The 21,124-nt window shown below is 66.5% G+C and carries 24 protein-coding genes; 6 read left to right on the forward strand and 18 right to left on the reverse strand.

All coding sequences use genetic code 11. The features are described 5' to 3' along the window. Positions 1-3 precede the first annotated feature (3 nt). From JOF42_RS17525 to JOF42_RS17555, 7 genes are all read right to left on the reverse strand, one after another. Positions 4-348: a type II toxin-antitoxin system PemK/MazF family toxin gene (locus JOF42_RS17525; RefSeq protein WP_307803640.1), complete on the reverse strand. Its 345-nt coding sequence runs from the start codon at positions 346-348 to the stop codon at positions 4-6. Continuing rightward, complete coding sequence (locus tag JOF42_RS17530; protein WP_210098978.1) at positions 345-590, reverse strand: CopG family transcriptional regulator; 246 nt, start codon at positions 588-590, stop codon at positions 345-347. Before JOF42_RS17530 ends, JOF42_RS17525 begins: the two co-directional genes overlap by 4 nt. A 56-nt stretch (positions 591-646) precedes the next feature. Beyond that, a complete protein-coding gene (locus JOF42_RS17535; protein ID WP_210098979.1) occupies positions 647-1,633 on the reverse strand; it encodes a DNA-methyltransferase in 987 nt (328 codons plus the stop codon). Continuing rightward, positions 1,630-2,679 carry a lipoate-protein ligase LplAB gene (gene lplAB, locus JOF42_RS17540; protein WP_210098980.1) on the reverse strand — a complete coding sequence of 350 codons (1,050 nt, stop codon included), beginning with the start codon at positions 2,677-2,679 and terminating at the stop codon, positions 1,630-1,632. The genes JOF42_RS17535 and lplAB overlap by 4 nt, the downstream gene beginning before the upstream one ends. 49 nt (positions 2,680-2,728) lie before the next feature. Continuing rightward, positions 2,729-3,469, reverse strand: a complete 741-nt coding sequence (locus JOF42_RS18255) for a DUF1684 domain-containing protein (protein WP_259163029.1) — start codon at positions 3,467-3,469, stop codon at positions 2,729-2,731. Positions 3,470-3,600: 131 nt separating this feature from the next. Beyond that, positions 3,601-4,455 (reverse strand): alpha/beta fold hydrolase, encoded by an 855-nt coding sequence (locus tag JOF42_RS17550; protein WP_210098981.1) that lies wholly within the window; start codon positions 4,453-4,455, stop codon positions 3,601-3,603. A gap of 80 nt (positions 4,456-4,535) precedes the next feature. Then, positions 4,536-5,273: a copper homeostasis protein CutC gene (locus JOF42_RS17555; protein WP_210098982.1), complete on the reverse strand. Its 738-nt coding sequence runs from the start codon at positions 5,271-5,273 to the stop codon at positions 4,536-4,538. An 82-nt stretch (positions 5,274-5,355) separates the two neighbouring features. Between JOF42_RS17555 and JOF42_RS17560 the strand changes: the two genes are divergently transcribed. The 3 genes from JOF42_RS17560 (at position 5,356) to JOF42_RS17570 (ending at position 7,708) form a co-directional block, all read left to right on the forward strand. Beyond that, positions 5,356-5,796 carry a MarR family winged helix-turn-helix transcriptional regulator gene (locus tag JOF42_RS17560; RefSeq protein WP_210098983.1) on the forward strand — a complete coding sequence of 147 codons (441 nt, stop codon included), beginning with the start codon at positions 5,356-5,358 and terminating at the stop codon, positions 5,794-5,796. A gap of 5 nt (positions 5,797-5,801) precedes the next feature. Continuing rightward, positions 5,802-7,148 carry an MFS transporter gene (locus JOF42_RS17565; RefSeq protein ID WP_210099267.1) on the forward strand — a complete coding sequence of 449 codons (1,347 nt, stop codon included), beginning with the start codon at positions 5,802-5,804 and terminating at the stop codon, positions 7,146-7,148. A 131-nt stretch (positions 7,149-7,279) separates the two neighbouring features. Next, positions 7,280-7,708 (forward strand): hypothetical protein, encoded by a 429-nt coding sequence (locus JOF42_RS17570; RefSeq protein ID WP_210098984.1) that lies wholly within the window; start codon positions 7,280-7,282, stop codon positions 7,706-7,708. Between the two features lie 89 nt (positions 7,709-7,797). Here JOF42_RS17570 and JOF42_RS17575 read toward each other — a convergent pair whose 3' ends face one another. Genes JOF42_RS17575 through JOF42_RS17605 form a run of 7 tightly spaced genes read right to left on the reverse strand, consistent with a single transcriptional unit; the run spans position 7,798 to position 13,643 of the window. Then, positions 7,798-9,099, reverse strand: coding sequence for a flavin-containing monooxygenase (locus tag JOF42_RS17575; protein ID WP_210098985.1), 1,302 nt, complete (start codon positions 9,097-9,099; stop codon positions 7,798-7,800). A 50-nt stretch (positions 9,100-9,149) separates the two neighbouring features. Beyond that, positions 9,150-9,794, reverse strand: a complete 645-nt coding sequence (locus JOF42_RS17580) for an amino acid ABC transporter permease (RefSeq protein ID WP_210098986.1) — start codon at positions 9,792-9,794, stop codon at positions 9,150-9,152. Next, a complete protein-coding gene (locus JOF42_RS17585; RefSeq protein WP_210098987.1) occupies positions 9,794-10,435 on the reverse strand; it encodes an amino acid ABC transporter permease in 642 nt (213 codons plus the stop codon). The genes JOF42_RS17580 and JOF42_RS17585 overlap by 1 nt, the downstream gene beginning before the upstream one ends. Before the next feature lies 1 nt (position 10,436). Further along, a complete protein-coding gene (locus JOF42_RS17590) occupies positions 10,437-11,222 on the reverse strand; it encodes an amino acid ABC transporter ATP-binding protein (protein ID WP_210098988.1) in 786 nt (261 codons plus the stop codon). A 51-nt stretch (positions 11,223-11,273) separates the two neighbouring features. Further along, entirely contained in the window at positions 11,274-12,146 is an 873-nt protein-coding gene (locus tag JOF42_RS17595) for a substrate-binding periplasmic protein (protein ID WP_210098989.1), read from the reverse strand. 55 nt (positions 12,147-12,201) lie between these two features. Beyond that, positions 12,202-12,930 (reverse strand): SDR family NAD(P)-dependent oxidoreductase, encoded by a 729-nt coding sequence (locus JOF42_RS17600; RefSeq protein ID WP_210098990.1) that lies wholly within the window; start codon positions 12,928-12,930, stop codon positions 12,202-12,204. Then, positions 12,927-13,643, reverse strand: coding sequence for an SDR family NAD(P)-dependent oxidoreductase (locus JOF42_RS17605; RefSeq protein WP_210098991.1), 717 nt, complete (start codon positions 13,641-13,643; stop codon positions 12,927-12,929). Before JOF42_RS17605 ends, JOF42_RS17600 begins: the two co-directional genes overlap by 4 nt. A 113-nt stretch (positions 13,644-13,756) precedes the next feature. On the opposite strand from JOF42_RS17605, the gene JOF42_RS17610 reads away from it, so the two are divergent. Next, a complete protein-coding gene (locus JOF42_RS17610) occupies positions 13,757-14,683 on the forward strand; it encodes a LysR family transcriptional regulator (protein WP_210098992.1) in 927 nt (308 codons plus the stop codon). Between the two features lie 75 nt (positions 14,684-14,758). Here JOF42_RS17610 and nrdF read toward each other — a convergent pair whose 3' ends face one another. Genes nrdF through nrdH form a run of 4 tightly spaced genes read right to left on the reverse strand, consistent with a single transcriptional unit; the run spans position 14,759 to position 18,613 of the window. After that, complete coding sequence (nrdF, locus tag JOF42_RS17615; protein WP_045253201.1) at positions 14,759-15,739, reverse strand: class 1b ribonucleoside-diphosphate reductase subunit beta; 981 nt, start codon at positions 15,737-15,739, stop codon at positions 14,759-14,761. A gap of 31 nt (positions 15,740-15,770) precedes the next feature. After that, a complete protein-coding gene (gene nrdE / locus JOF42_RS17620; RefSeq protein WP_056517749.1) occupies positions 15,771-17,891 on the reverse strand; it encodes a class 1b ribonucleoside-diphosphate reductase subunit alpha in 2,121 nt (706 codons plus the stop codon). Between the two features lie 20 nt (positions 17,892-17,911). After that, on the reverse strand, positions 17,912-18,373 hold the full coding sequence (nrdI, locus tag JOF42_RS17625; RefSeq protein WP_210098993.1) for a class Ib ribonucleoside-diphosphate reductase assembly flavoprotein NrdI: 462 nt from the start codon (positions 18,371-18,373) through the stop codon (positions 17,912-17,914). Positions 18,374-18,379: 6 nt separating this feature from the next. Continuing rightward, on the reverse strand, positions 18,380-18,613 hold the full coding sequence (gene nrdH / locus JOF42_RS17630; RefSeq protein ID WP_210098994.1) for a glutaredoxin-like protein NrdH: 234 nt from the start codon (positions 18,611-18,613) through the stop codon (positions 18,380-18,382). Positions 18,614-19,002: 389 nt separating this feature from the next. On the opposite strand from nrdH, the gene JOF42_RS17635 reads away from it, so the two are divergent. Both JOF42_RS17635 and JOF42_RS17640 read left to right on the forward strand, forming a co-directional pair. Beyond that, positions 19,003-20,211, forward strand: a complete 1,209-nt coding sequence (locus JOF42_RS17635; protein ID WP_210098995.1) for an MFS transporter — start codon at positions 19,003-19,005, stop codon at positions 20,209-20,211. Beyond that, the gene (locus JOF42_RS17640; protein ID WP_210098996.1) at positions 20,208-21,122 is read left to right on the forward strand and encodes a sugar kinase; all 915 of its coding nucleotides are present in this window, start codon (positions 20,208-20,210) and stop codon (positions 21,120-21,122) included. Before JOF42_RS17635 ends, JOF42_RS17640 begins: the two co-directional genes overlap by 4 nt. Positions 21,123-21,124 lie beyond the last annotated feature (2 nt).

Genomic DNA, 21,124 nt, shown 5'->3' on the forward strand with positions numbered 1-21,124 from the left:
TGATCAGACTCCCAGAACGAGACGGATGCCGGTGGCGATCTGCGCCATCAGATAGGGCGCGAGGTGGCCGGCCGGATAGTCGTCGACGAACTCGCGCGTGACCGGACCGATCTGACTGACATTCGCCACCGAGTCACGATCGAGTCCTGACGCGGCGGCCGGCACCAGAACGTTGCCGGGAAATCCCTCGAGAGCGGTGTTCGACGTCAGGGGCACGACGAGGACGTTGTTGATGTGCGTATCGAGCAGCCAGTCCTCTTGCACAACGACGGATGGTCGCACTTTCGCCGGCTCCGAGCCGCGCGGAACCCCGAAATCGACCCAGACGATGTCGCCGCGGCGGATCACCAGTCGGAGTCTTCGCGCAGCCGCTGCTCGTTCGCACGAACGAACAGTTCATCCTCTGCGTCGCTGCCCGCCTGGGCCAGGATCTGATTCCCGATCCGGGTCAGATCGGACGAGCCTTCCAGCTCATCGGCGAGACGGCGCCCGGCGAGCTGGAAGAACTCCGACCGGTTCATTCCGTGTCGCGCAGCGAGCCGCTCGAAGCGCGCGAAGTCGCCGTCCGGCACTGAGATCGCAGTCTTCATGGGGAGAGTATAACTGGTAATACCAGCCTTCGACAGGTCCGACAGGGGGCTGTGGACTACTCGCCGACCCGCGTGACCTCGGCGTGCGGCATCCGCTCGGTCATCACGCGAACCGCCTCGGGGTTGTCGTCGACGAGCACCGCGTCGCGACCGAGTGCCGAGGCGACGGCGCCGGTCGTGCCGCTGCCGGCGAAGAGGTCGAGCACGCGGTCGCCGGGGCGGCTGGATGCGCGCACGATGCGCCGGAGGATGCCCTCGGGCTTCTGCGTCGGGTAGCCGGTCTTCTCGCGTCCGGTCGTCGGGACGATCGTGTGCCACCACACGTCGGTGGGCAGCTTGCCGCGGGCGGCCTTCTCGGCGGTCACCAACCCCGGGGCCATGTACGGCTCGCGGTCGATGTCGTCGGCGTTGAACACGTAGTCGCGCGGATTCTTGACGTACACGAGGATCGTGTCGTGCTTGGTCGGCCAGCGACGGCGCGACTTCGCTCCGTAGTCATAGGCCCAGATGAGCTCGTTGAGGAAGCAATCGCGACCGAACACCGCATCGAGCATCACCTTGGCGTAGTGCGCCTCGCGGTAGTCGAGGTGCAGGTACAGCGTGCCGTCATCGGCGAGCAGCCGCCACGCCTCTTCGAGCCGAGGCATCAGGAAGGCCCCGTAGTCGTCGAAGCGGTCGTCGTACGCGCGCAGCATCCCACGCACTCGCTCGTACGCGTGGCCATGGAACCCGTGCCGGACTTCGGAGGGCGGCATCGCCGGTTCAGGGCTCAGCACGACCGGGGCGGCCACGGCATCCGCATCCGCATCCGGCTCGTCCGGAGTCGTGAACGTGCGACGGGCGGTGACGACCTGCCGCTCCTGTGCGCGGCCGGTATTGAAGGGTGGGTCGAGGTACACGAGGGTGAAGGATGCCGACGGCAGAGTCGCCGCTGCGGCGAGGTTGTCGCCCTGGAGAATCGAGACATCGCCTCGGACGACGACAGGATCGACGGGGGCCGGATCCTCCCGTGCTGCCTCAGGCGCAGAAGCGGGGTCGGTCACGGAACCCGCTGCAGCCACGCGTCGGTGGCGAACTTCGACTCCACCAGCGCCTCGGCATCGGCATACTCATCGGCGGTGATCGCCCCGTCTTCCGCGGAGGTCAGCAAGCGGAACGTGTCTTTGAAGCGCTCGATGATCTCGGCCCGCGCGAGACCGGTCTGGCTGCGCAGTGGATCGACGCGCTTCGCGGCCGATGTCGTGCCCTTGTCGCTGAGCTTCTCGCGGCCGATGCGCAGCACCTCGGTCATCATCTGACCGTCGATGTCGTACGAGAGGGTCGCGTGGTGCAGCACTCCCCCGTTGGCAAGGCGCTTCTGGGCGGCTCCGCCGATCTTGCCCGACGAGCTGGCGATGTCGTTGAGCGGCTGGTAGATCGCGTCGATCCCGAGCGACCGCAGCGCCTGCAGCACCCAGTCGTCGAGGAAGGCATACGAGTCGGCGAACGTCATGCCCTGCACGAGGGATGCCGGGACGTAGAGCGAGTACGTGATGATCTGGCCCGCGGCCATGAGCATCGCGCCACCGCCCGAGATGCGGCGGACGACGTCGAAGCCGTGGCGTGCGGCTCCCTCGGGGTCGACCTCGTTGCGGTACGACTGGAACGAGCCGATGACCACGGCTGACTGGTCCCACTCCCAGATGCGGAGGGTCGGGCGGCGTCGCCCTTCGCCCACGCGCGAGGTGAGCACCTCGTCGAGCGCGAGGTTCATGCGAGGAGAGACGGCCTTCTCGTGCACGATCTCCCAGTCGAAATCGTTCCACCCGGGGGCGGTCACGAGAGCGCGGCGCACCGCGGTGCCGACCGCCTCGGGCGTGAAGCCCAGCAGCTGCGCGCCGTCGGGAAGAGCGCCGCGGACGGCGGCGGCGATGGCCGTGGCATCCGTCTCGACCGGCAGCCCGGAGACCGCCGCGTTGATGTCGTCGAGTGCCGTGTCGGGTTCGAGGAAGAAATCGCCGGCGAGCCGGAAACGGACGATCCTGTCGTCCTCGACCTCGAGGTCGACGACGACGAGCTTTCCTCCAGGGACCTTGTATTCACCGTGCACGGTTACAGCTTAAGGCGAGCGCGTCGCGCAGGCTCGGTGCGCCGACGATTCAGCGACCGAGGACGACCGCTCGCTCTCCCGCCCGGATCGGGGCCGAGAACCGGTTGCCTGCCGGCGGCTGGGGGCACACGTACTGATCCGAGAACGCGCACGGGGGCAGGTAGGCCCGGTTGAAGTCGATCACCGCGGATCCGTCTGCGGCCGGCTCCTCGATCGGCAGGAACCGGAACCGGTAGGTCTCGGTGCCGTTGGTGCCGTCGGCGAAGACCGCGGTCAGACTACCCTGCGGCGTGCGAGTGGCCGACAGCGTCACGGCGACCCCGTCCAGCGTGAAGCGCAGCCGCCCTGCGAGGTCGGAGTCGTGCGAGCGTCCGTCGATCGAGGTGACGGTGATCGTCTCCCCCGGCGTGGGCTCGAACACCGCCGCGATCCGCCAGCCCTCCCGAGGCGGATACGCGTCGATGGCACTGAACCGTTCGCGTTCGGGCCGCCTCGGGTTGAACACCCGCAGCGCGACGCTGCCGCGCCGGTCGAACACGCGCAGCTCCCGACGCCCGAGCCGCAGCGATTCGCTGCCGCGGAGGGTGACGACCGACCCCGACGTACCGAGATCGCTGCCGCGGATCCCTCCGTCTCCCGTGAGCGCCCACAGCCCCGGAACCCCCTCGACGGCAGCCGGTTCGGTGATGAGCCAGTTCGTCGACTCGAGTGCCGCAGGGCCGTACTCGGCGCCGGCGTACCGCTCGCGCGACTCATGCCACGCCCGCCAGTCGTCTTCGAAACCCACCACGCACCTCCCTCTCGCCGCGAATCTATGCGGAGGAGAGACCGATATGTTGGGTCGGCGTCACGCGGATTCACCCGCTGTAACACCCGTTCACGGGACGTAACACGCGGACGCGCGGGCGGGTCGTACGCGGCTCAGCGAGCGGGGATGTGCGTGTCGAGCCACGACAGCACGTCGGCGCGAACCTCGTCCTGCTGCAGCTCGGCGAAGATCTCGTGGCGGGCGTCCGGATAGACGAGCGTCGTGATGTCGGTGAGGCCCGAGCGCGTGCGGTACTCGTCGGCGAGCTTGTGCACGCTGCGGGGTCCGCCGACGGAGTCGTCGCGGCCGACGAGCAGCAGCATCGGGATGTCGCGGCCGAGGTCCTTGCGGGGACGACCGTAGAGCTTGGCGGCCTCGATCGGTCCGAAGAGTTTGAGCAGCGGCACGTCAGTGGTGAGCGGGTCCTCGTCGAACGCCTTCCACACGGCGGGGTCGCGGCTGAGCCACTCGAGACCCGTCGCCTCGGGCCCCGCCCAGCGGGCGTTCAGCGGCGCGGCGTTCAGCGATCCGGGCATCCGCAGCGCCGAGCCCGAGAGGATCACGGCGTCCCAGGCCTCGGGGTGGTCGTTCACGAGCATCTGCGCGAGGAAAGAGCCCCACGAGTGCCCCAGCAGCACGAGCGGAAGATCGGGATGCTCGTCCTTGATGATTCCGGTGAGCTGCCAGACCGCATCCTTGGCGGCCATCAGACCGCCCTTGCCGAGTCGACCCAGCTTCGCCGGGCCACCGTGCTGGCGGATGCCGGTGCGACCGTGGCCGCGGTGGTCGTCGGCGTAGACGTGGAACCCGGCCCCGGTGAGCGCGGCGATCAGCGCCCCGTAGCGACCGGCATGCTCGCCGACACCGTGCAGCAGCTGCACGACTCCCCGCGCATCACCCTCCGCCTCGTGGACGTCGTAGACGATGGCGATGCCGTCAGCATCCGTGAACTCACGCGTATCCGTCACGCCCCCACTGTACTGAGAGTGCGCGGCGAGCGTCAGGCCGAGCGCCCGCGGCGCGGCCGGTCCCGCGCCAGCCGCGAAGGTCAGGCGCCGAGCGCGGCGATGACTCCCTGGGCGATCTCGAGGTCGGTGACCTCGTAGCCGCCCACGCCATCGGATGCCGAGCCCATGCGCACCCCGCCGTCTTCGCGCACCGGGCGCTTGGCAGAGAAGTGCAGGGCGTCCACGCCGGTGGCGGCGAGCGCGGCGGCGCTGGAGGCATCCACTCCACTGCCTGCCATGATCTCGATCTCTCCCGCGGCTTCTGCGACCAGCGCGCGGAGGGTCTCGACCCCCTCGATCGCGGTGGACGCGCCACCGGAGGTGAGCACGCGGCGGAGGCCGAGCGAGCGTGCGGCGACGAGGGTGGCGACAGGGTCAGCGGTCACGTCGATCGCACGGTGGAGGGTGACGGATGCTCCGCCCGCGGCATCGCGGAGCCGACGCATGGCGGGGATGTCGAGCTGCCCTTCATCATCGAGGGCGCCGATCACGACGCCGTGGGCACCCGCCTCGATCGCGCGACGGACATCGGCCTCCGCGACGGCGATCTCATCGGCGGAGTAGACGAAGCCGCCGGCCCGGGGCCGGACGAGCACGTGCACCTCCACCCCCACGGCCCGTGCCGCGTCGATCGACAGATCCAGAGTCGCCGGCGACGGAGTGAGGCCGCCGAGAGCGAGAGCCTGAGCGAGTTCGACGCGCGCGGCACCGACCGTCCCGGCGATGCGTACTCCGGTCGGGTCCTGGACGGCGATTTCGATGGCGAGGGCGCGGGTCATCCGTCCATTCTGGCCTGTGGTCGGCGGGCACCTCGGCATCCGGCTTCCGATTCCTGCGCAAATTACTTAGACTGTCTAAGTAATGTCTGCGTCTGATGAAGCCCTCCACCTCACCGCGACAGACCTGCGCATGGCGACGTTCCGACTCGCACGGCGCCTGCGATGCGCCCGAGCCGTCGACGCGATGAGCGATGCGCAGCTCGCGGTGCTCGCCACCCTGCGCATGCACGGGCGCCGCACGATCACCGCCCTTGCCGAGCGCGAACGGGTCACCGCCCCGTCGATGACGAGCATGATCAACGGGCTCGAAGAGCAGGGCTACGTTCTCCGCACTCCGGATGCCGAAGACCGGCGACGTGTGCAGGTCGACATCACCGACGCGGGCACCGAGATCGTGGCGCAGACCATCGCGCGCCGCGACGAGCTGCTGGCCGAGATGCTCGGCGAACTCGACTTCACCGAGGAAGAGCTCGCGACTCTGAGAGAAGCCAGCGCCCTGATGCGAAAGGTGGTCGATCGATGAGCGCGATGTTCCGTTCGTTCTCGAACATCAACTACCGCATCTGGTTCGCCGGAGCCCTCGTCTCGAACATCGGTGGGTGGATGCAGGCCACCGCCCAGGACTGGGTGGTGCTCACCGAGCTCACCGATAACGACGCCGCCGCGATGGGCGTCACCATGGCGCTGCAGTTCGGCCCGCCGCTCGTGCTCGTGAGTCTGACAGGCTGGGTCGCCGACCGGTTCGAGCGCCGGCGCATCCTGATGGCCACACAGTCGGCGCTGCTGCTGCTCGCGATCACCGTGGGTGTGCTGCTGCTCAACGGTGTGATGACGCTGCCGATGATGTTCTGCTTCGCCGCGGCCTTCGGCGTCGTCAATGCGTTCGACGCACCGGCCAGGCAGGCGTTCGTCTCCGACATGGTCTCGTCGGGCGACACCTCGAACGCGGTCGCCCTCAACTCGGCATCCTTCAACCTCGCGCGCATGATCGGCCCCGCGGTCGGCGGTCTGCTGATCGTCGCGATCGGCTCCGGATGGGTGTTCATCGCGAACGCCGTGACCTTCCTCGCGATGCTGGTCGCGCTGCTCCTGCTGCGCACCGGGCAGTTGGCGCCGCGTCTCAAGAACCGCCGCCCCGGCGGGCTTGCCGAGGGCTTCCGCTATGTGTGGGGACGCAGCGATCTGCGCGTGGTCTTCGTGACCGTCTTCCTGATCGGCGCGTTCGGCATGAACTTCCCGATCTTCGCCTCGACCATGGCGCTCGAGTTCGGCGCCGGCGCCGACGGATACGGCGTGCTGAGCTCGGTGCTCGCGATCGGCTCGCTCGCCGGCGCGCTGCTGGCCGCCCGCCGCGACCGCGCCAGGGTGCGGGTCGTCATCCTCGCGGCCGGCGGCTTCGGCATCGCCGCGTTCGTGTCGGCGGCAATGCCCACGTACATCTCCTATGCCGTCACGCTCACGTTCACCGGCTTCATGATCGTCACACTGCTGACGACGGCGAACGGGTACGTGCAGATGACGACGACCCCGGCTCTGCGCGGTCGCGTGCTCGCGCTGTACATGGCGGTCATCATGGGGTCGACACCGGTCGGAGCCCCCATCGCCGGGTGGGTGGCCGATACCTTCGGACCCCGCAGCGCGATCATGCTCGGCGGCACCGCCGGATTCGTCGCCTGCGCGATCGGCGCCATCTGGGTGTTCACCTCGGGCCGTCTGCATCGGTCCGAGAACAGCCGCTTCCTGATGACGCTCGATGAGACACGGCCGGTGAGCATCATCGACGAGGCCGACATCATCGAGAAGAAGGCCGACCCGGTGGAGTTCAGCGACGAGGCAGCCGTGACGACCCCGATCCGCACGCCAAAGAAGGACTGACCGCGGCCTGAGCGCGTCGATCGCGTTCTGACCGCGTCGATCGCGTGACCGCGTGGATCGGCGATCCGAGCGCGTGGATGCGGTTTGTCAATGCCCTCCACGCACGGCCGGGGCGGACGTAGCTTCGCACCATGGACCAGAACACAGGACGCACCCCGCACGCCGAAGAGCCCGCCGAGGGTTCGACCGAGCAGAACCCGGAGCACAACACCGCCCCGGACGGACAGACATCGACCGAGCGCGATGAACTGCACGGAAACGCTCAGGGCGCAGCCCAGGGTGGCGCCATCCAGGGCGACAGCTCGCACGGCGATGCGGCCCGAGGCGCGATCCAGGGCGAGGCCGAAGACGGCAACGCTCAGGGCGCAGCCCAGGGCGGCGCGATCCAGGGCGACAGCTCGCACGGCGAATCGCCGCGCGGCGCCATCCAGGGTGACGCGAGCCCCGACCGCGATGCGGCACTCGGCGGCGACAAGAACACCGAGGATCAGCTGACGGCCGACAACGAGGTCGAGGAAGACGCGCTGCGCTCACTCGACCCGAACGACGCTCCCGCCTGACCGGCGGGCCCCCACTCTCCACACAGGTGAGACCCTGAGGGCGAGGAAACACTCCTCGCCCTCAGACCCGACCATCGGGCGTCAGCCCATCACACGTTCGCCGATTCGCGCGCCGGGGCGGTTCGCGCCGCAACGAATGCATCCAGCAGTCGAGCGGTGTCCTCGAGTTGCTCGTTCCAGATCGCTCGCACGATGTCGATACGGTGTTCTGCATCCTGCAACCCGCCGAGATAGTCGGCGACGCCCGCGAAGCCAGCGGGATCCGCTTCATGCAGAGTGATCAGTCGAATCGCGAGCTTCGCCTGGACGCCGTAGACGGGGATCTGCGGGCCCCGGGGTGCCGCCATCCCGATGTAGTAGAGCTTCTCGAGCCCCTTCGCCACGACGCCGCCCGCGTAACGCAGGGGCGCACCGTACCGTCGCTCGACGAGGTCATCGGCGAGGAACGGAAGGCTCGAGTGGAATCCGGTGGCCCACAGGATGGTGTCGTACTCGCCCGACGTGCCGTCCGAGAAGAACACTGTCTTCCCCGCGATTCGATCGATCCCCGGCCTGATCTTCACACGTCCGTGCTGGAGCCAATACAGAAGCAGCGTGTTGACGACCGTGCTTCCCTCGGCGAGGGTCCGATGCCTGGGTACGGGCAGCCCCGGATAGTCCTTGGCCTCGCCGATGACGATGCGCGCGAGCAGGCGTGAGATGAGGTCCTGCTCGTCGGGGGCGAACTCGGCCATCCACTCGACCTCCTGGCGCGGAACACCGAAGTAGGACTTCGGCTGGAAGTACGTTCCCTCACGGATGACCATGTCGACGTCGTACCGATGCTGCGCGGCATCCACGGCCAGATCGCAGCCCGAGTTCCCCGCTCCGACGACCAGCACACGGCGGCCTTCGATGTCATCGGTGTTTCGATACGAGCCGGAGTGCACCTGCGCGCCGGTGAAGTCAGAGGCGATGGCCGGGACCTTCTGATCCCAGAGGTGACCGTTGGCGACGAGCACACCGTCGTAGTCGATGCTCTCGCCGGTGTCGAGGGTGACGGTCCATCCCGCCGACCCGACCGGACCGTCAGCGGCGACAGGGACGACGGAGATCACCGCGGTGTTGAAGCGGATGATCTCGTAGTGGCCGTGATGGCGGGCATACGACTCGAGGTACTCGCGCACCTGGTCGCGACGGGGGAAGTGCGGATAGTCGGCCGGCATGGGGAAGTCCTCGAAGTGAGTCATGTCCCGAGACGTGATGAGGTGCAGGGCGTCGTAGTCGGTGTGCCAGTGGCCTCCGACTCGGTCGGTCTTCTCGAAGCAGTCGACGTCGTAGCCGGCCTGCCGCAGTTGCTGAAGTGCGGAGATTCCGGCAGCACCGGCTCCGATGACGCAGTAGCGAGTCATAACTGTTCTTCCTTCGTGGGAGTGGGTGGCGTGAGGGTGGCGAGGACGTGTCATACGGCTCCGCGATCGAGGCGATGCTCGACGAAGACCGACAGCCATGTCGCGGGCACCGCGATCGCCGCGTAGATCAGCCCCGTGATGAGGTACACCGTGAGGTATTCGAACGTGATGTTGCTCATCTGATACGCGCGGCTCATGAGCTCGTTGACCGAGATGGAGTAGGCGAGCGAGGTCGCCTGGAACGACATGATGGCGAGTCCCATCAGCGCCGGTATCGCAGAGCGCATGCCCTGAGGGAGCACGATCCGCACGAACGATGTGAGACGCGGCAGACCCAGCGCGGACGACGCCTCGACTTGGCCGCGGGGGACGGATTGGATGCCCGCGCGGAAGACCTCCGACGAGTATGCCGCGGCGGTGAAGGTGAGCCCGAGCACGGCCGCGACGAAGTTCTCGAACAGCACGCCCAGTGCGGGCAGCCCGAAGTAGACGATGTAGAGCACGACCAGGGCAGGGATGCCGCGGCCGATCTCGACCACGACGAGAGCCGGCCAACGCAACCACGGTCGCACCGAGGTGACCCCGAGGGCGAAGACGAGTCCGAGCGCGTAACCGAATACGACCGAGAGCGCGGTCAGCTGCAGGCTGACGACCAGCCCTTCACCGAGGGTGGGGAGGTAGTCGACGATGTCCATCACTGTGCCTTCCGTAGCCGGCTGTCGATTCGCCGCGCGAGGATCGCGACGGGAACGCTGACGATGAGGTAGACGGCCGCCGCGACGAAGAACGGCAGAATGCCGGCGGAGGCGGGGTTCTGCCGGGCGAACATGTTCGCCGCGAACACCATGTCTGCAACCCCGATCGTCGAGGCGATCGAGGAGTCCTTGAGCAGGGACAGCAGGTAGGTCGTGATCGAGGGCAGTGATGTCCGCAGCGCCTGCGGCGCGAGGATCCGCCCGAAGGTCGTTCGCGAGTCCAGCCCGAGAGCGGCGGCCGCCTCGGACTGCCCCCGCGGCAATGTCGCGAAGCCGCCGCGATAGATCTCGGCGAGGTATGCGCTCGCGATGATTCCGAGGCCGAGCACGGCGGCCGACAGGGAATCGAAACGAACCGCGCCGATCTGCACCCCGAAGTAGATGAGGAAGAGCCACACGATGGGTGGGATGCCTCGTATGAGATCGACGATGAACCGGATGAGCAGTCTCAGCGGCCTCCATCGAGCCCGCAGGCCCAGCATGATCGGGAACCCGAGAACCGCGCCGATCGCGAACGCGAGGACCGTGACGAGCAGGGTCATCGGCAGCCCGAGGAGCACAGCGAGGATGACGTCGCTCATGTCAGCGCTCCAGGACGGCGCTGAGGAACCGCCGGGTGCGCTCCTCCCGAGGGGAGGCCATGATCTCGGCGGGATTGCCCTGCTCGATGATGTGCCCCTCCGCCATCACCACGAGATGGTCGCCGACATCGCGGGCGAACTGCATCTCGTGCGTCACGACGATCATGGTCATGCCCGCGTCGGCGAGTTCACGCATGACTGCCAGAACCTCGATGCCCACCTCGGGATCGAGCGCGCTGGTCGGCTCGTCGAAGAGCATGACGCGGGGGTTCAACGCGAGCGCGCGGACGATGGCGATGCGCTGCTGCTGACCTCCCGAGCAGCGCCCTGGATGCTGCAGCGCCTTCTCCTTGAGGCCGACGCGCTCGAGCAGGGTCATCGCTCGCTCTTCGGCTTCCGCCCGACTGCGACCCAGGATCTTCTCCTGCGGGAAGGCGATGTTGCGCAGCACCGTGTAGTGAGGAAAGAGATTGAACGACTGGAACACCATCCCGACCTGGCGGCGCAGGGCGAGAAGGTCACGGTCTTTGATGGTCGTTCCGGCGTCTATGGTCTGCGTACCGACTGTGACGCTGCCCGCGTCCGGGGTCTCGAGCAGATTGACGCACCGCAGCAGGGTGCTCTTGCCTGATCCGGAAGGACCGATGAGAGCGGTGACGCTTCCGGGCTTCACGGACATCGAGATGTCGTCGAGCACGAGGTTGTCGCCGAAGCTCTTGGACAGGTGTGAGATCTCGACACCGGCGTGAGCCAGTTCGTTGCTCTGGGTGATGAGTCCGGGGTTCATGTGAGTCCTCCTTGGGTTGGACGCCGACCGTGGCCGGCGTCCAACCAGGTGTCAGCGGATCGAGGTGGCGGCGACGTCAGTCGGAACGAGAAGACTCGCGGGCAGGTCATAGTCGGCGAGGATCTTCTCGAGCGTGCCGTCTTCGCGGAACCCGTCGATGTGCTCGCTGATCGCGTCCGCGAGGTCGGTGTTCTCCTTGGCGATCGGGAACGCGATGATCGGCTTCGACGTCGTGATGGCGATACGGTCGTCGACCTCAGCGGGCTCCACGATGAAGTCGGTGTCCGCGTAGGCGACAGTGGCGACGGCATACCCGTCGAGGGCTGCTTGGATGCGACCGCTCACGAGATCCTGCTTCGTCTCGACGGTCCCGGGGTAGGTCTTGAGCTCGCTGCCGAGGACCGCGCTCATATCCGCCTCCCACGAGAAGCCCGCGACACTGCCGACGGCGCCGATCTCCTCGAGGGCTTCGACAGTGGTGACGCCCTCTTTCGAGATGATCCCCATGGAGTCGTAGAAGGTGGGGGCGGTGAATCCGACCTGTTCGGCGCGCGCCTCGGTCACATACCAACCGCCAGTGATGAGATCGGTCTTCTTCTGCTCGCTGATCATCGGGATGCCGTTGGCATATGTGATCGGCACGAACGCGAGATCGAGGCATTCGGCGGCGGCGATCTTCTTGATCACGTCGATCTCGAGGCCGGCGGCATCGGTGCCCTTCGTCTGGGTGTAGGGAAGGTTCTCGGGAACGCCCACGGTCAGGGTCCCCTCGGTGTAGGTCGTCAGCCCTTCGTGTGCGGGCGTGCAGTCGTCGGCGACGCTCGAGCCGGTCGAGGTGGAGGCGCAGCCGGCCAGAGCAGCGACGGCGACGCCGATACCGGCCAGCATGGCGAGCGGACGGTGGAGTGTGGATCGGGTGTTCATGATGCTTCTCTCTGTCTGTACGGGATGGTGCGCTGAGCGGACGCGGGGTGAGCGGTCACACAGCGGTCAGGCCGCCGTCGATGGTGAAGACGGAGCCAGTGACGAATGATGATGCGGGTGAGATCAGGTAGTCGACGAGGGGGGAGATCTCGTCAGGTCGGGCGCGCCTCCCCAGCGGCGCAGAGGTGCTGCTGCCGCCCGATGGCTCGTGGTCGTTCATCGTGGTCGCGACACCACCGGGGCAGATGACGTTCACACGGACCAGGGGCGCCAGCTCGACGGCCGCGACTCTCGAGAGCGCCACCACGGCCGCTTTCGACGCGGCATATGCTCCGTATCCCGCCGATCCGACGAGAGCGGCGGTGGAGGAGATGTTGAGGATCGCGCCGCCGCCCGCGTCACTGATGAGGGGACCGATGGTGCGGATGCCGAGGAATGTCCCGTGCACGTTGATCCGCTCGTGGAGTTTCCACTCGTCGAGTGCGGTGTCTCGGATCTCTGCGTGACGGAGGATCCCGGCGTTGTTGACCAGCGCTCGGACGCGGACGCGATCCGCTGCCAGGCTCTCGCCCAGATGTGCCCAGGCCGCCTCGTCGGACACATCGAGGTGCCGATACTCCGCATCGGCTCCGGAAGCGCGCAGTACGGCCGCCATCTGCTCGCCCGGCTCATCGAGAACATCCGTCAGGATCACGCGTGTGCCGTGGCGCGCGAGATACGACGCGTGCGCCGCCCCCTGTCCACGCGCGGCTCCCGTGATGATGACGGTGTTCTTGGCGTTCACCGGATGACGTCCCCACCCGAGAGCACGATCGTCTCACCGGTCATGAAGGCGACGTGGGCTTTGGAGGAGAGAAGCCACACCCATTCGGCGATCTCGTCGGGTTGCGCCACACGTCCGAGTGGGATGCCGGCAGCTGCCGCTTCCATCCGTCCGGTCGCCGCATTGCCCGGCGTCGCCACCCAGCCCGGCGCGATGCCGTTGACGCGGATGCCTTCGGACGCGAGTTCGAGAGCGAGCGACTTGGTGAGCATCACCACGGCGGCCTTCGACGCACCGTAGAACAGCTGCCCGGGTGAGACCACGAATGCATCGACCGAGGCGAAGTTGACCACTGCGGCGCCGGCCGCCATACGGGGACGTACAGCGGCGATGACGTTGACGACACCGAAGACGTTCACGTCGAAGATGCGGCGATAGATCGCCTCGTCGTACGAGTCGATGGTCGTCGGCGGGTACACGCCGGCGATGTTGGCGACGGCATCGATCAGGTCGCCGGGAGACAGCACCTCGTCGATCGCTCGCACGATGTCCTCGCGCGACCGTACATCTGCCACGACCGGCAGGAAGCGACCGTCATGCGGTGCATCGACTGTTCCGGCGACGATGTCGATACCCACGACCGTCCATCCGTTCCGAAGGAAGAGGGACGCCGTGGCCAGCCCCATTCCTGATGCGGCGCCGGTGACGACGACGGTTCCTGTTGTGCCCTGCATATCTCGCTGACCTCCGTGAGTGGTGTTAGGAATCAGTGCACCAGGAGCGGTGGAACAGGGCAATGCTTGGTACGGGATGGTAGACATAGGCTCAGCCTTGAGAAAGGATCACCATGGCCCTCCCCACCATCCGCCAGCTCGAGTACTTCGTGTCTGCCGCGCGAGTGGGAACCTTCGCGGGCGCCGCCGCGGAGAATCACATCGCGCAGCCCAGCCTGTCCGAGCAGATCAGCGTGCTCGAGAGAACTCTCGAGGTGGCGCTCTTCACGCGCACGTCACGTCGATTGCTGCTCACCGACGCGGGCAAACAGCTTCTCCCCCGAGCTGAGCGAGTGCTCGCGGACATGCGCGAGTTCGCGGAGTGGAGCCGTCGCGTGCGGTCCATAGAAGAAGGCACCGTGTCGTTCGGCACCTTCAACAGCGCACACCTCTACCTGCTGACGGAACTCATCCGCGAGTTCCACCGTCAGTATCCGGGCGTGCGGATCGAGGTCGTCGGGCTCAACTCGTCCGAGGTCGCGGATCGCGTGCGCAACGGCGAGCTCGAAGCGGGGCTCGTACAGCTCCCGATCGATGATCGAGAACTCGAAGTGACGCCATCGGTCTTCCGTGATCAGGTCGTGTACGTCTCGAGGAACCCGGATCACACGAGAAATCCTGTGGACATCGCATCGCTGGGTGACCGACCACTCATTCTGTCGGAGGCTCGCTGGTCGCACGACGATCCTCTGCGGGTGTCTCTGACCGAGATCGCCCAGCGCGACGGCGTGGTGATCCGTCCGATCGTGGAAGTCGAGTTCCACACCCATTCGCTCGAGCTCGCCGCCGAAGGCGTCGGTGACACCCTCGTGTCGTACCACGTGGGCAAAAACCTGATGGAGTCGCGAGGGCTGACCTGGGCACCGCTCGACCCGCCGATCGTGGAGCACTACGCCTTCGTCACACGGCGGAACGGAGCGATCTCCCCCGCGACGGCGCAGTTCATGCGCCTGGCGCACCGCATCCTCCAGACGATCGCGACCGACGCGCCGTTCTCCTAGCCGCGCAGGCGCCCTGCGCGACGAAGGGGGCGGATGCCGCAGCATCCGCCCCCTTCGTGTCGTTCAGCGTGTGACTCAGAAGTCCCAGTCGTCGTCTTCCGTGGCCTCGGCCTTGCCGATGACGTAGGAGGAGCCCGAGCCCGAGAAGAAGTCGTGGTTCTCGTCGGCGTTCGGCGAGAGCGCCGACAGGATCGCCGGGTTCACGTTCGTCACGGTCGAGGGGAACATCGCTTCGTAGCCGAGGTTCATCAGCGCCTTGTTGGCGTTGTAGTGCAGGAACTTCTTGACGTCTTCGGTCAGGCCGACACCGTCGTAGAGGTCCTGGGTGTACTGCACCTCGTTGTCGTAGAGCTCGAACAGCAGGTTGAAGGTGTAGTCCTTCAGCTCCTGGCGACGCTCTTCGGTCTCGTTCTCGAGACCCTTCTGGAACTTGTATCCGATGTAGTACCCATGCACGGCCTCGTCACGGATGATGAGGCGGATCAGGTCGGCGGTGTTCGTGAGCTTCGCCTTCGACGACCAGTAGATCGGCAGGTAGAAGCCCGAGTAGAACAGGAACGACTCGAGCAGCGTCGAGGCGATCTTGCGCTTGAGCGGGTCGTCGCCCTGGTAGTAATCCATGATGATCTGAGCCTTCTTCTGAAGGTTCGGATTCTCGGTCGACCAGCGGAACGCCTCGTCGATCTCCTTCGTCGACGCGAGCGTCGAGAAGATCGAGGAGTAGCTCTTCGCGTGCACCGACTCCATGAACGCGATGTTCGTGTACACCGCCTCTTCGTGCGGGGTGATCGCATCCGGGATCAGCGAGACCGCGCCGACGGTGCCCTGGATCGTGTCGAGCAGCGTCAGACCCGTGAAGACCCGCATGGTGAGCAGCTGCTCGTCGGGCGTCAGCGTGTTCCACGACTGGATGTCGTTCGACAGCGGCACCTTCTCGGGCAGCCAGAAGTTGTTCACCAGACGGTTCCAGACCTCGAGGTCCTTGTCGTCGATGATGCGGTTCCAGTTGATCGCCTGAACGCTGTCGACCAGCTTGATCGGGGGGTGGGGAGTCATGATTCGTCGTTTCTCGTGTTCAGTGACGGGCTCAGAGCATGCAGGAGACGCACTCGGTCATGTCGGTGCCCTCCAGTGCCATCTGGCGCAGACGGATGTAGTAGATCGTCTTGATGCCCTTGCGCCATGCGTAGATCTGAGCCTTGTTGATGTCACGCGTCGTGGCGGTGTCCTTGAAGAACAGCGTCAGCGACAGGCCCTGGTCGACGTGCTGCGTGGCGGCGGCGTACGTGTCGATGACCTTCTCGTAGCCGATCTCGTAGGCGTCCTGGTAGTACTCCAGGTTGTCGTTCGTCATGAACGGCGCCGGGTAGTAGACGCGGCCGAGCTTGCCTTCCTTGCGGATCTCGATCTTCGACGCGATCGGGTGGATCGACGACGTCGAGTTGTTGATGTACGAGATCGAGCCGGTCGGCGGCACCGCCTGCAGGTTCTGGTTGTAGATGCCGTGCTCCTGGATCGACGACTTCAGCGCCACCCAGTCGGCCTGCGTCGGGATGTGCTTGCCGGCGAAGAGCTCCTTGACCTTCTCGGTCTCGGGCTCCCAGGCGCGCTCGATGTACTTGTCGAAGAACTCCCCCGACGCGTACGTCGAGTCCTCGAAGCCGTCGAAGGCCTGCTTGCGCTCGATCGCGATGTTGTTCGAGGCGCGCAGCGCGTGGAACAGCACCGTGTAGAAGTAGATGTTCGTGAAGTCGATGCCCTCTTCGGAGCCGTAGTGCACGTGCTCGCGAGCGAGGAAGCCGTGCAGGTTCATCTGGCCGAGGCCGATGGCGTGCGAGCGGTCGTTGCCGTCTTCGATCGAGCGGACCGAGCGGATGTGGCTCTGGTCGCTGACCGCGCTCAGCGCACGGATCGCGGTCTCGACCGTCTGACCCAGGTCATCGGCATCCATCGACAGCGCGATGTTCATCGAGCCGAGGTTGCAGGAGATGTCCTTGCCGATCTGGTCGTACGACAGGTCGTCGTTGTAGGTGGTCGGCGTGTTCACCTGCAGGATCTCGCTGCAGAGGTTGGACATGTTGATGCGGCCCTTGATCGGGTTGGCCTTGTTCACCGTGTCTTCGAACATGATGTACGGGTAGCCCGACTCGAACTGGATCTCGGCGATGGTCTGGAAGAACTCGCGCGCGTTGATCTTGGTCTTCTTGATGCGCGGGTTGTCGACCATCTCGCGGTACTTCTCGGTGACCGAGATGTCACCGAAGGGAACGCCGTAGACCTTCTCGACGTCGTACGGCGAGAAGAGGTACATGTCCTCGCCGTTCTTGGCGAGCTCGAACGTGATGTCCGGAACGACGACACCGAGCGACAGCGTCTTGATGCGGATCTTCTCGTCGGCGTTCTCACGCTTGGTGTCGAGGAAGCGCATGATGTCGGGGTGGTGCGCGTTGAGGTACACCGCTCCTGCGCCCTGACGGGCACCGAGCTGGTTGGCGTAGCTGAAGCTGTCTTCGAGGAGCTTCATCACGGGGATGATGCCCGAGGACTGGTTCTCGATCTGCTTGATCGGCGCGCCGGCCTCACGGATGTTCGAGAGCAGCAGCGCCACGCCGCCGCCGCGCTTGGAGAGCTGGAGGGCGGAGTTGATGCCGCGGGCGATCGACTCCATGTTGTCTTCGATGCGCAGCAGGAAGCAGCTGACGAGCTCGCCGCGCTGGGCCTTGCCCGAGTTGAGGAAGGTCGGGGTGGCGGGCTGGAAGCGTCCGGAGATGATCTCCTCGACCAGGGCGACCGCGAGCTTCTCGTCTCCGCCTGCGAGGCCGAGGGCCGTCATCACGACGCGGTCTTCGAAGCGCTCGAGGTAGCGCTTGCCGTCGAAGGTCTTCAGCGTGTAGCTCGTGTAGTACTTGAAGGCGCCGAGGAAGGTCTCGAAGCGGAACTTCTTGCCGTACGCGAGGTCGTTGAGCTGCTGGATGAACTCGAGCGAGTACTGCTCGATCACGGCCGGCTCGTAGTACTCCTTCTCGACGAGGTAGTCGAGGCGCTCCTTGAGCGAGTGGAAGAACACCGTGTTCTGGTTGACGTGCTGCAGGAAGTACTCGCGTGCCGCCCGCTTGTCGGCGTCGAACTGGATCTTGCCGTTCGCGTCGTACAGGTTCAGCATCGCGTTGAGGGCGTGGTAGTCCAGGCCCTCATAGGTCGGGTTCATCTTGAACGCCACCGTGTCGGTCACTGAGTCAGTCCCTGCCTGCTCGTCAACTGCGGTACCCACCGTCGCTCCAATCCGTCGCTCACGCGATCAACATCGTCTTGTGTGCCGAAGATCTCGAGCCGATACAAGTGAGGCACGTTGCACTTGCGGCTGATGATGTCACCGGCGAGACAGAAGGACTCGCCGAAGTTGGTGTTGCCCGCGGAGATCACTCCGCGGATGTGTCGCCGGTTGCGCTCGTCGTTGAGGAACCGGATCACCTGCTTGGGCACCGCACCTCGTTCGACGCCGCGCCCCTCACCCCCGCCGTAGGTGGGAGTGATCAGCACGAAGGGCTCGTCGATGACGAGATCTTCCTGCTGACGGAGAAGGGGAATGCGTCGGGCCGGAAGCCCGAGCTTCTCCACGAAGCGCGCGGTGTTACCCGAGGTGCTCGAGAAGTAGACCAGGAGCGGCGCAGCGGTCGCGACGGCGCTCATGGGGTGTCACGCCAGACGCGAGGCGAGCTCGTCGATCTTGTCGGGGCGGAAGCCCGACCAGTGACCCTCGTCGGTGACGACGACGGGTGCCTGCATGTAGCCGAGCGCCTTGACCTGCTCCAGGGCCGTCGGGTCCTCCGACAGGTCGAGGATGTCGTACTCGATGCCCTTGGCGTCGAGCGCGCGGTACGTCGCGTTGCACTGGACGCAGGACGGCTTGGTGTAGACCGTGATCGACATTCTTTCGCTTCCCCTCAAATCTCTGATTGCTTCTTCTTCTCAAGCATTTTCCGGCAGACCCTCGCCGGGATCTCAATACTACATATAGGTACGGACATTCAGGGTGACCACTAGGGGTAGTAGTTACAGTCGTGTAGTTTTCCACCGCTCTCCACTGTTACAACACAGGTTCTCCACCGTTTCTTCCACAGGCCGGACCCCCTGAGAGAGGCCTCCGAACCGCGAGAAATCGCGGCTGGGAAGCACCTGTGAGAGATCCATCCACAGGCGGCACGATACGGGCGGCCTCGGACATCGGATTTTCTGTGGAAACGCACCTCCGGCGTGTCGCGGCGTGTCGCCGAGACACCCCTTCGACCGGTGTCGCCGGCTCCCGGTAGCGTTGACCCGTGGCGGGATATCGGGACCTACTTCGCACGCCCGGAGTGGCGCGCATGATCGCGGCGCAGCTGACCGCGCGATTCCCCAACGGGATGAGTTCGCTCGCGATCCTCCTGCACGTGGAGCAGCAGACCGGCTCGTATGGATCCGCCGGGCTCGTGCTCGCCGCGACGAGCGTCGGACAGGCGGTCGCCGGCCCCATCACGAGCCGCTGGATGGGCGCGTGGGGCATGCGCCGTGTGCTGACCCTCACGCTCAGCGTGTGTGTGATCGCCGTGCTCGGACTCGCGTTCCTTCCCCTGAACGTGCCCGGATACATGGTCCTCGGCATGATCGCCGGGCTCTCGACCCCGCCGGTGCAGGCCGCGGTGCGCACCATCTATCCCAAGCTCGTCAACGCCAAGCAGCTCACCCCCCTGTTCTCACTCGACGCCTCGCTGCAGGAGATCATCTGGGTGCTGGCGCCCGTCGTGATCACGCTCGTCTCCACACAGGTGGGCACCGCGGAGGGACTGCTCCTCGTCGCGGTCGTCCTCGTCGGCGGAGGGGCGTGGTTCATCCTCTCCCCCGAGGTCGGACGCGTGCGCATCCCACGAAGCCGCAGCGCTCTCGGCAAGGTCGTTCTCAAGCCTCCGGTGCTCCTCGCCACGATCATCGGCTTCCTGCTCATCGGCGCCTGCTCGGCCGTCGAGGTCGGAGTGGTCGCGACGTTCGAGCACGGCAGCCTCGCAGCCGGCGTCGTGCTCGCGGTGTTCGCCGTCGGCAGCCTCGCCGGAGGGCTCTCGTTCGGGCACATCCCGATCGGCCCCTGGGCGATGGCCCGTCGCCTCACGATCGTCACGATCGGCCTCGCCCTCACGATGTTCTCTCTCAACGAGTTCTGGCTCGGCGGCACCCTGATCGTCGCCGGCATCGGCATCGCCCCGGCGCTCGCCGTGCTGTTCGCCATCACGACCGCCAGCGTCAAGTTCAGCGAGACCGCCGAGGCGTTCGGCTGGGCGGGCACCGGCCAGCTCATCGGGGCTGCCGCCGGATCCGCCGTGGCCGGGTTCCTCGTCGACGCGACGGATCCGCGCGGCGCCTACCTCGCAGCGACCCTGTTCGCGGCGGCCGGACTCGTCGTCTCGATCGTGTTCGTCCGCTCCTTCCCCGATCTGCGTCACCGAGACGCGAGTCCCCACCCCGACACCGAACCCCTGGCGGTCACCCCTTCATGAGCTCTGTCCCCTCCCCCGCATCCACCACCCCCGAGGTCGTCTGCGTGGGCGAGTCCATGGGTCTCGTCACGGCACTCGGCGCACCGCTCGCCGAGACCGAGACGGCAGCTCTCGGGCTCGCGGGCGCCGAGGGCAACGTCGCAGTGGGCCTTGTCGCAGCCGGGCATACGGCGGCGTGGGCCTCTCGTCTCGGCGACGACCCGATCGGCGAGCGGATCTCCACCGAGCTCGCTCGTCGAGGCGTCGAGCTGTGGGTCACGACCGATGCGGATGCTCCGACCGGCGTCATGTTCAAGGATCCCGGCGTCGAATCCTCCTCCGTCTACTACTATCGCCGCGGCTCCGCGGCCTCCCTGATGGCTCCGGGGTTCCTCGACGCCGCACAGCTCGCCGGCGTCCGGATCGTGCACACCACCGGCATCACCCCCGCGCTCTCCCCGTCGTGCCGCGCGATGGTCGACCAGCTCTCCGTCGATGCCCGCGCAGCAGGTGCCCTCGTCTCCTTCGACGTGAACGATCGTCGCGCGCTGTGGACCATGCAGGATGCCGCAGAGACGCTGGCCCGCCTCGCGGATGCCGCCGACATCGCGTTCGTCGGACGCGATGAGGCCGAGCGCATCTGGGGCACCGTGACGCCCGCCGCGATCCGCGCCCACCTCCCCCACTGCGGTCTGCTGATCGTCAAGGACGGCGACATCGGTGCGACGGCGTTCCGCGGTGACGCCGAGCCGGTGTTCGTGCCCGCTCCGCGCGTCGACGTCGTCGAGCCGGTCGGCGCCGGCGACGCGTTCGCCGCAGGGTTCCTCGCCGCGACCCTCGACGGCGCCGACCTCGCCGACCGCCTCTCCGCCGGGCATGCCGCCGCCGCCCGTGTGCTCACGACGCACGGCGACCTGCCTCCGCTGATCTGACC

This window comes from Microbacterium phyllosphaerae (assembly GCF_017876435.1).
Classification (GTDB): domain Bacteria; phylum Actinomycetota; class Actinomycetes; order Actinomycetales; family Microbacteriaceae; genus Microbacterium; species Microbacterium phyllosphaerae.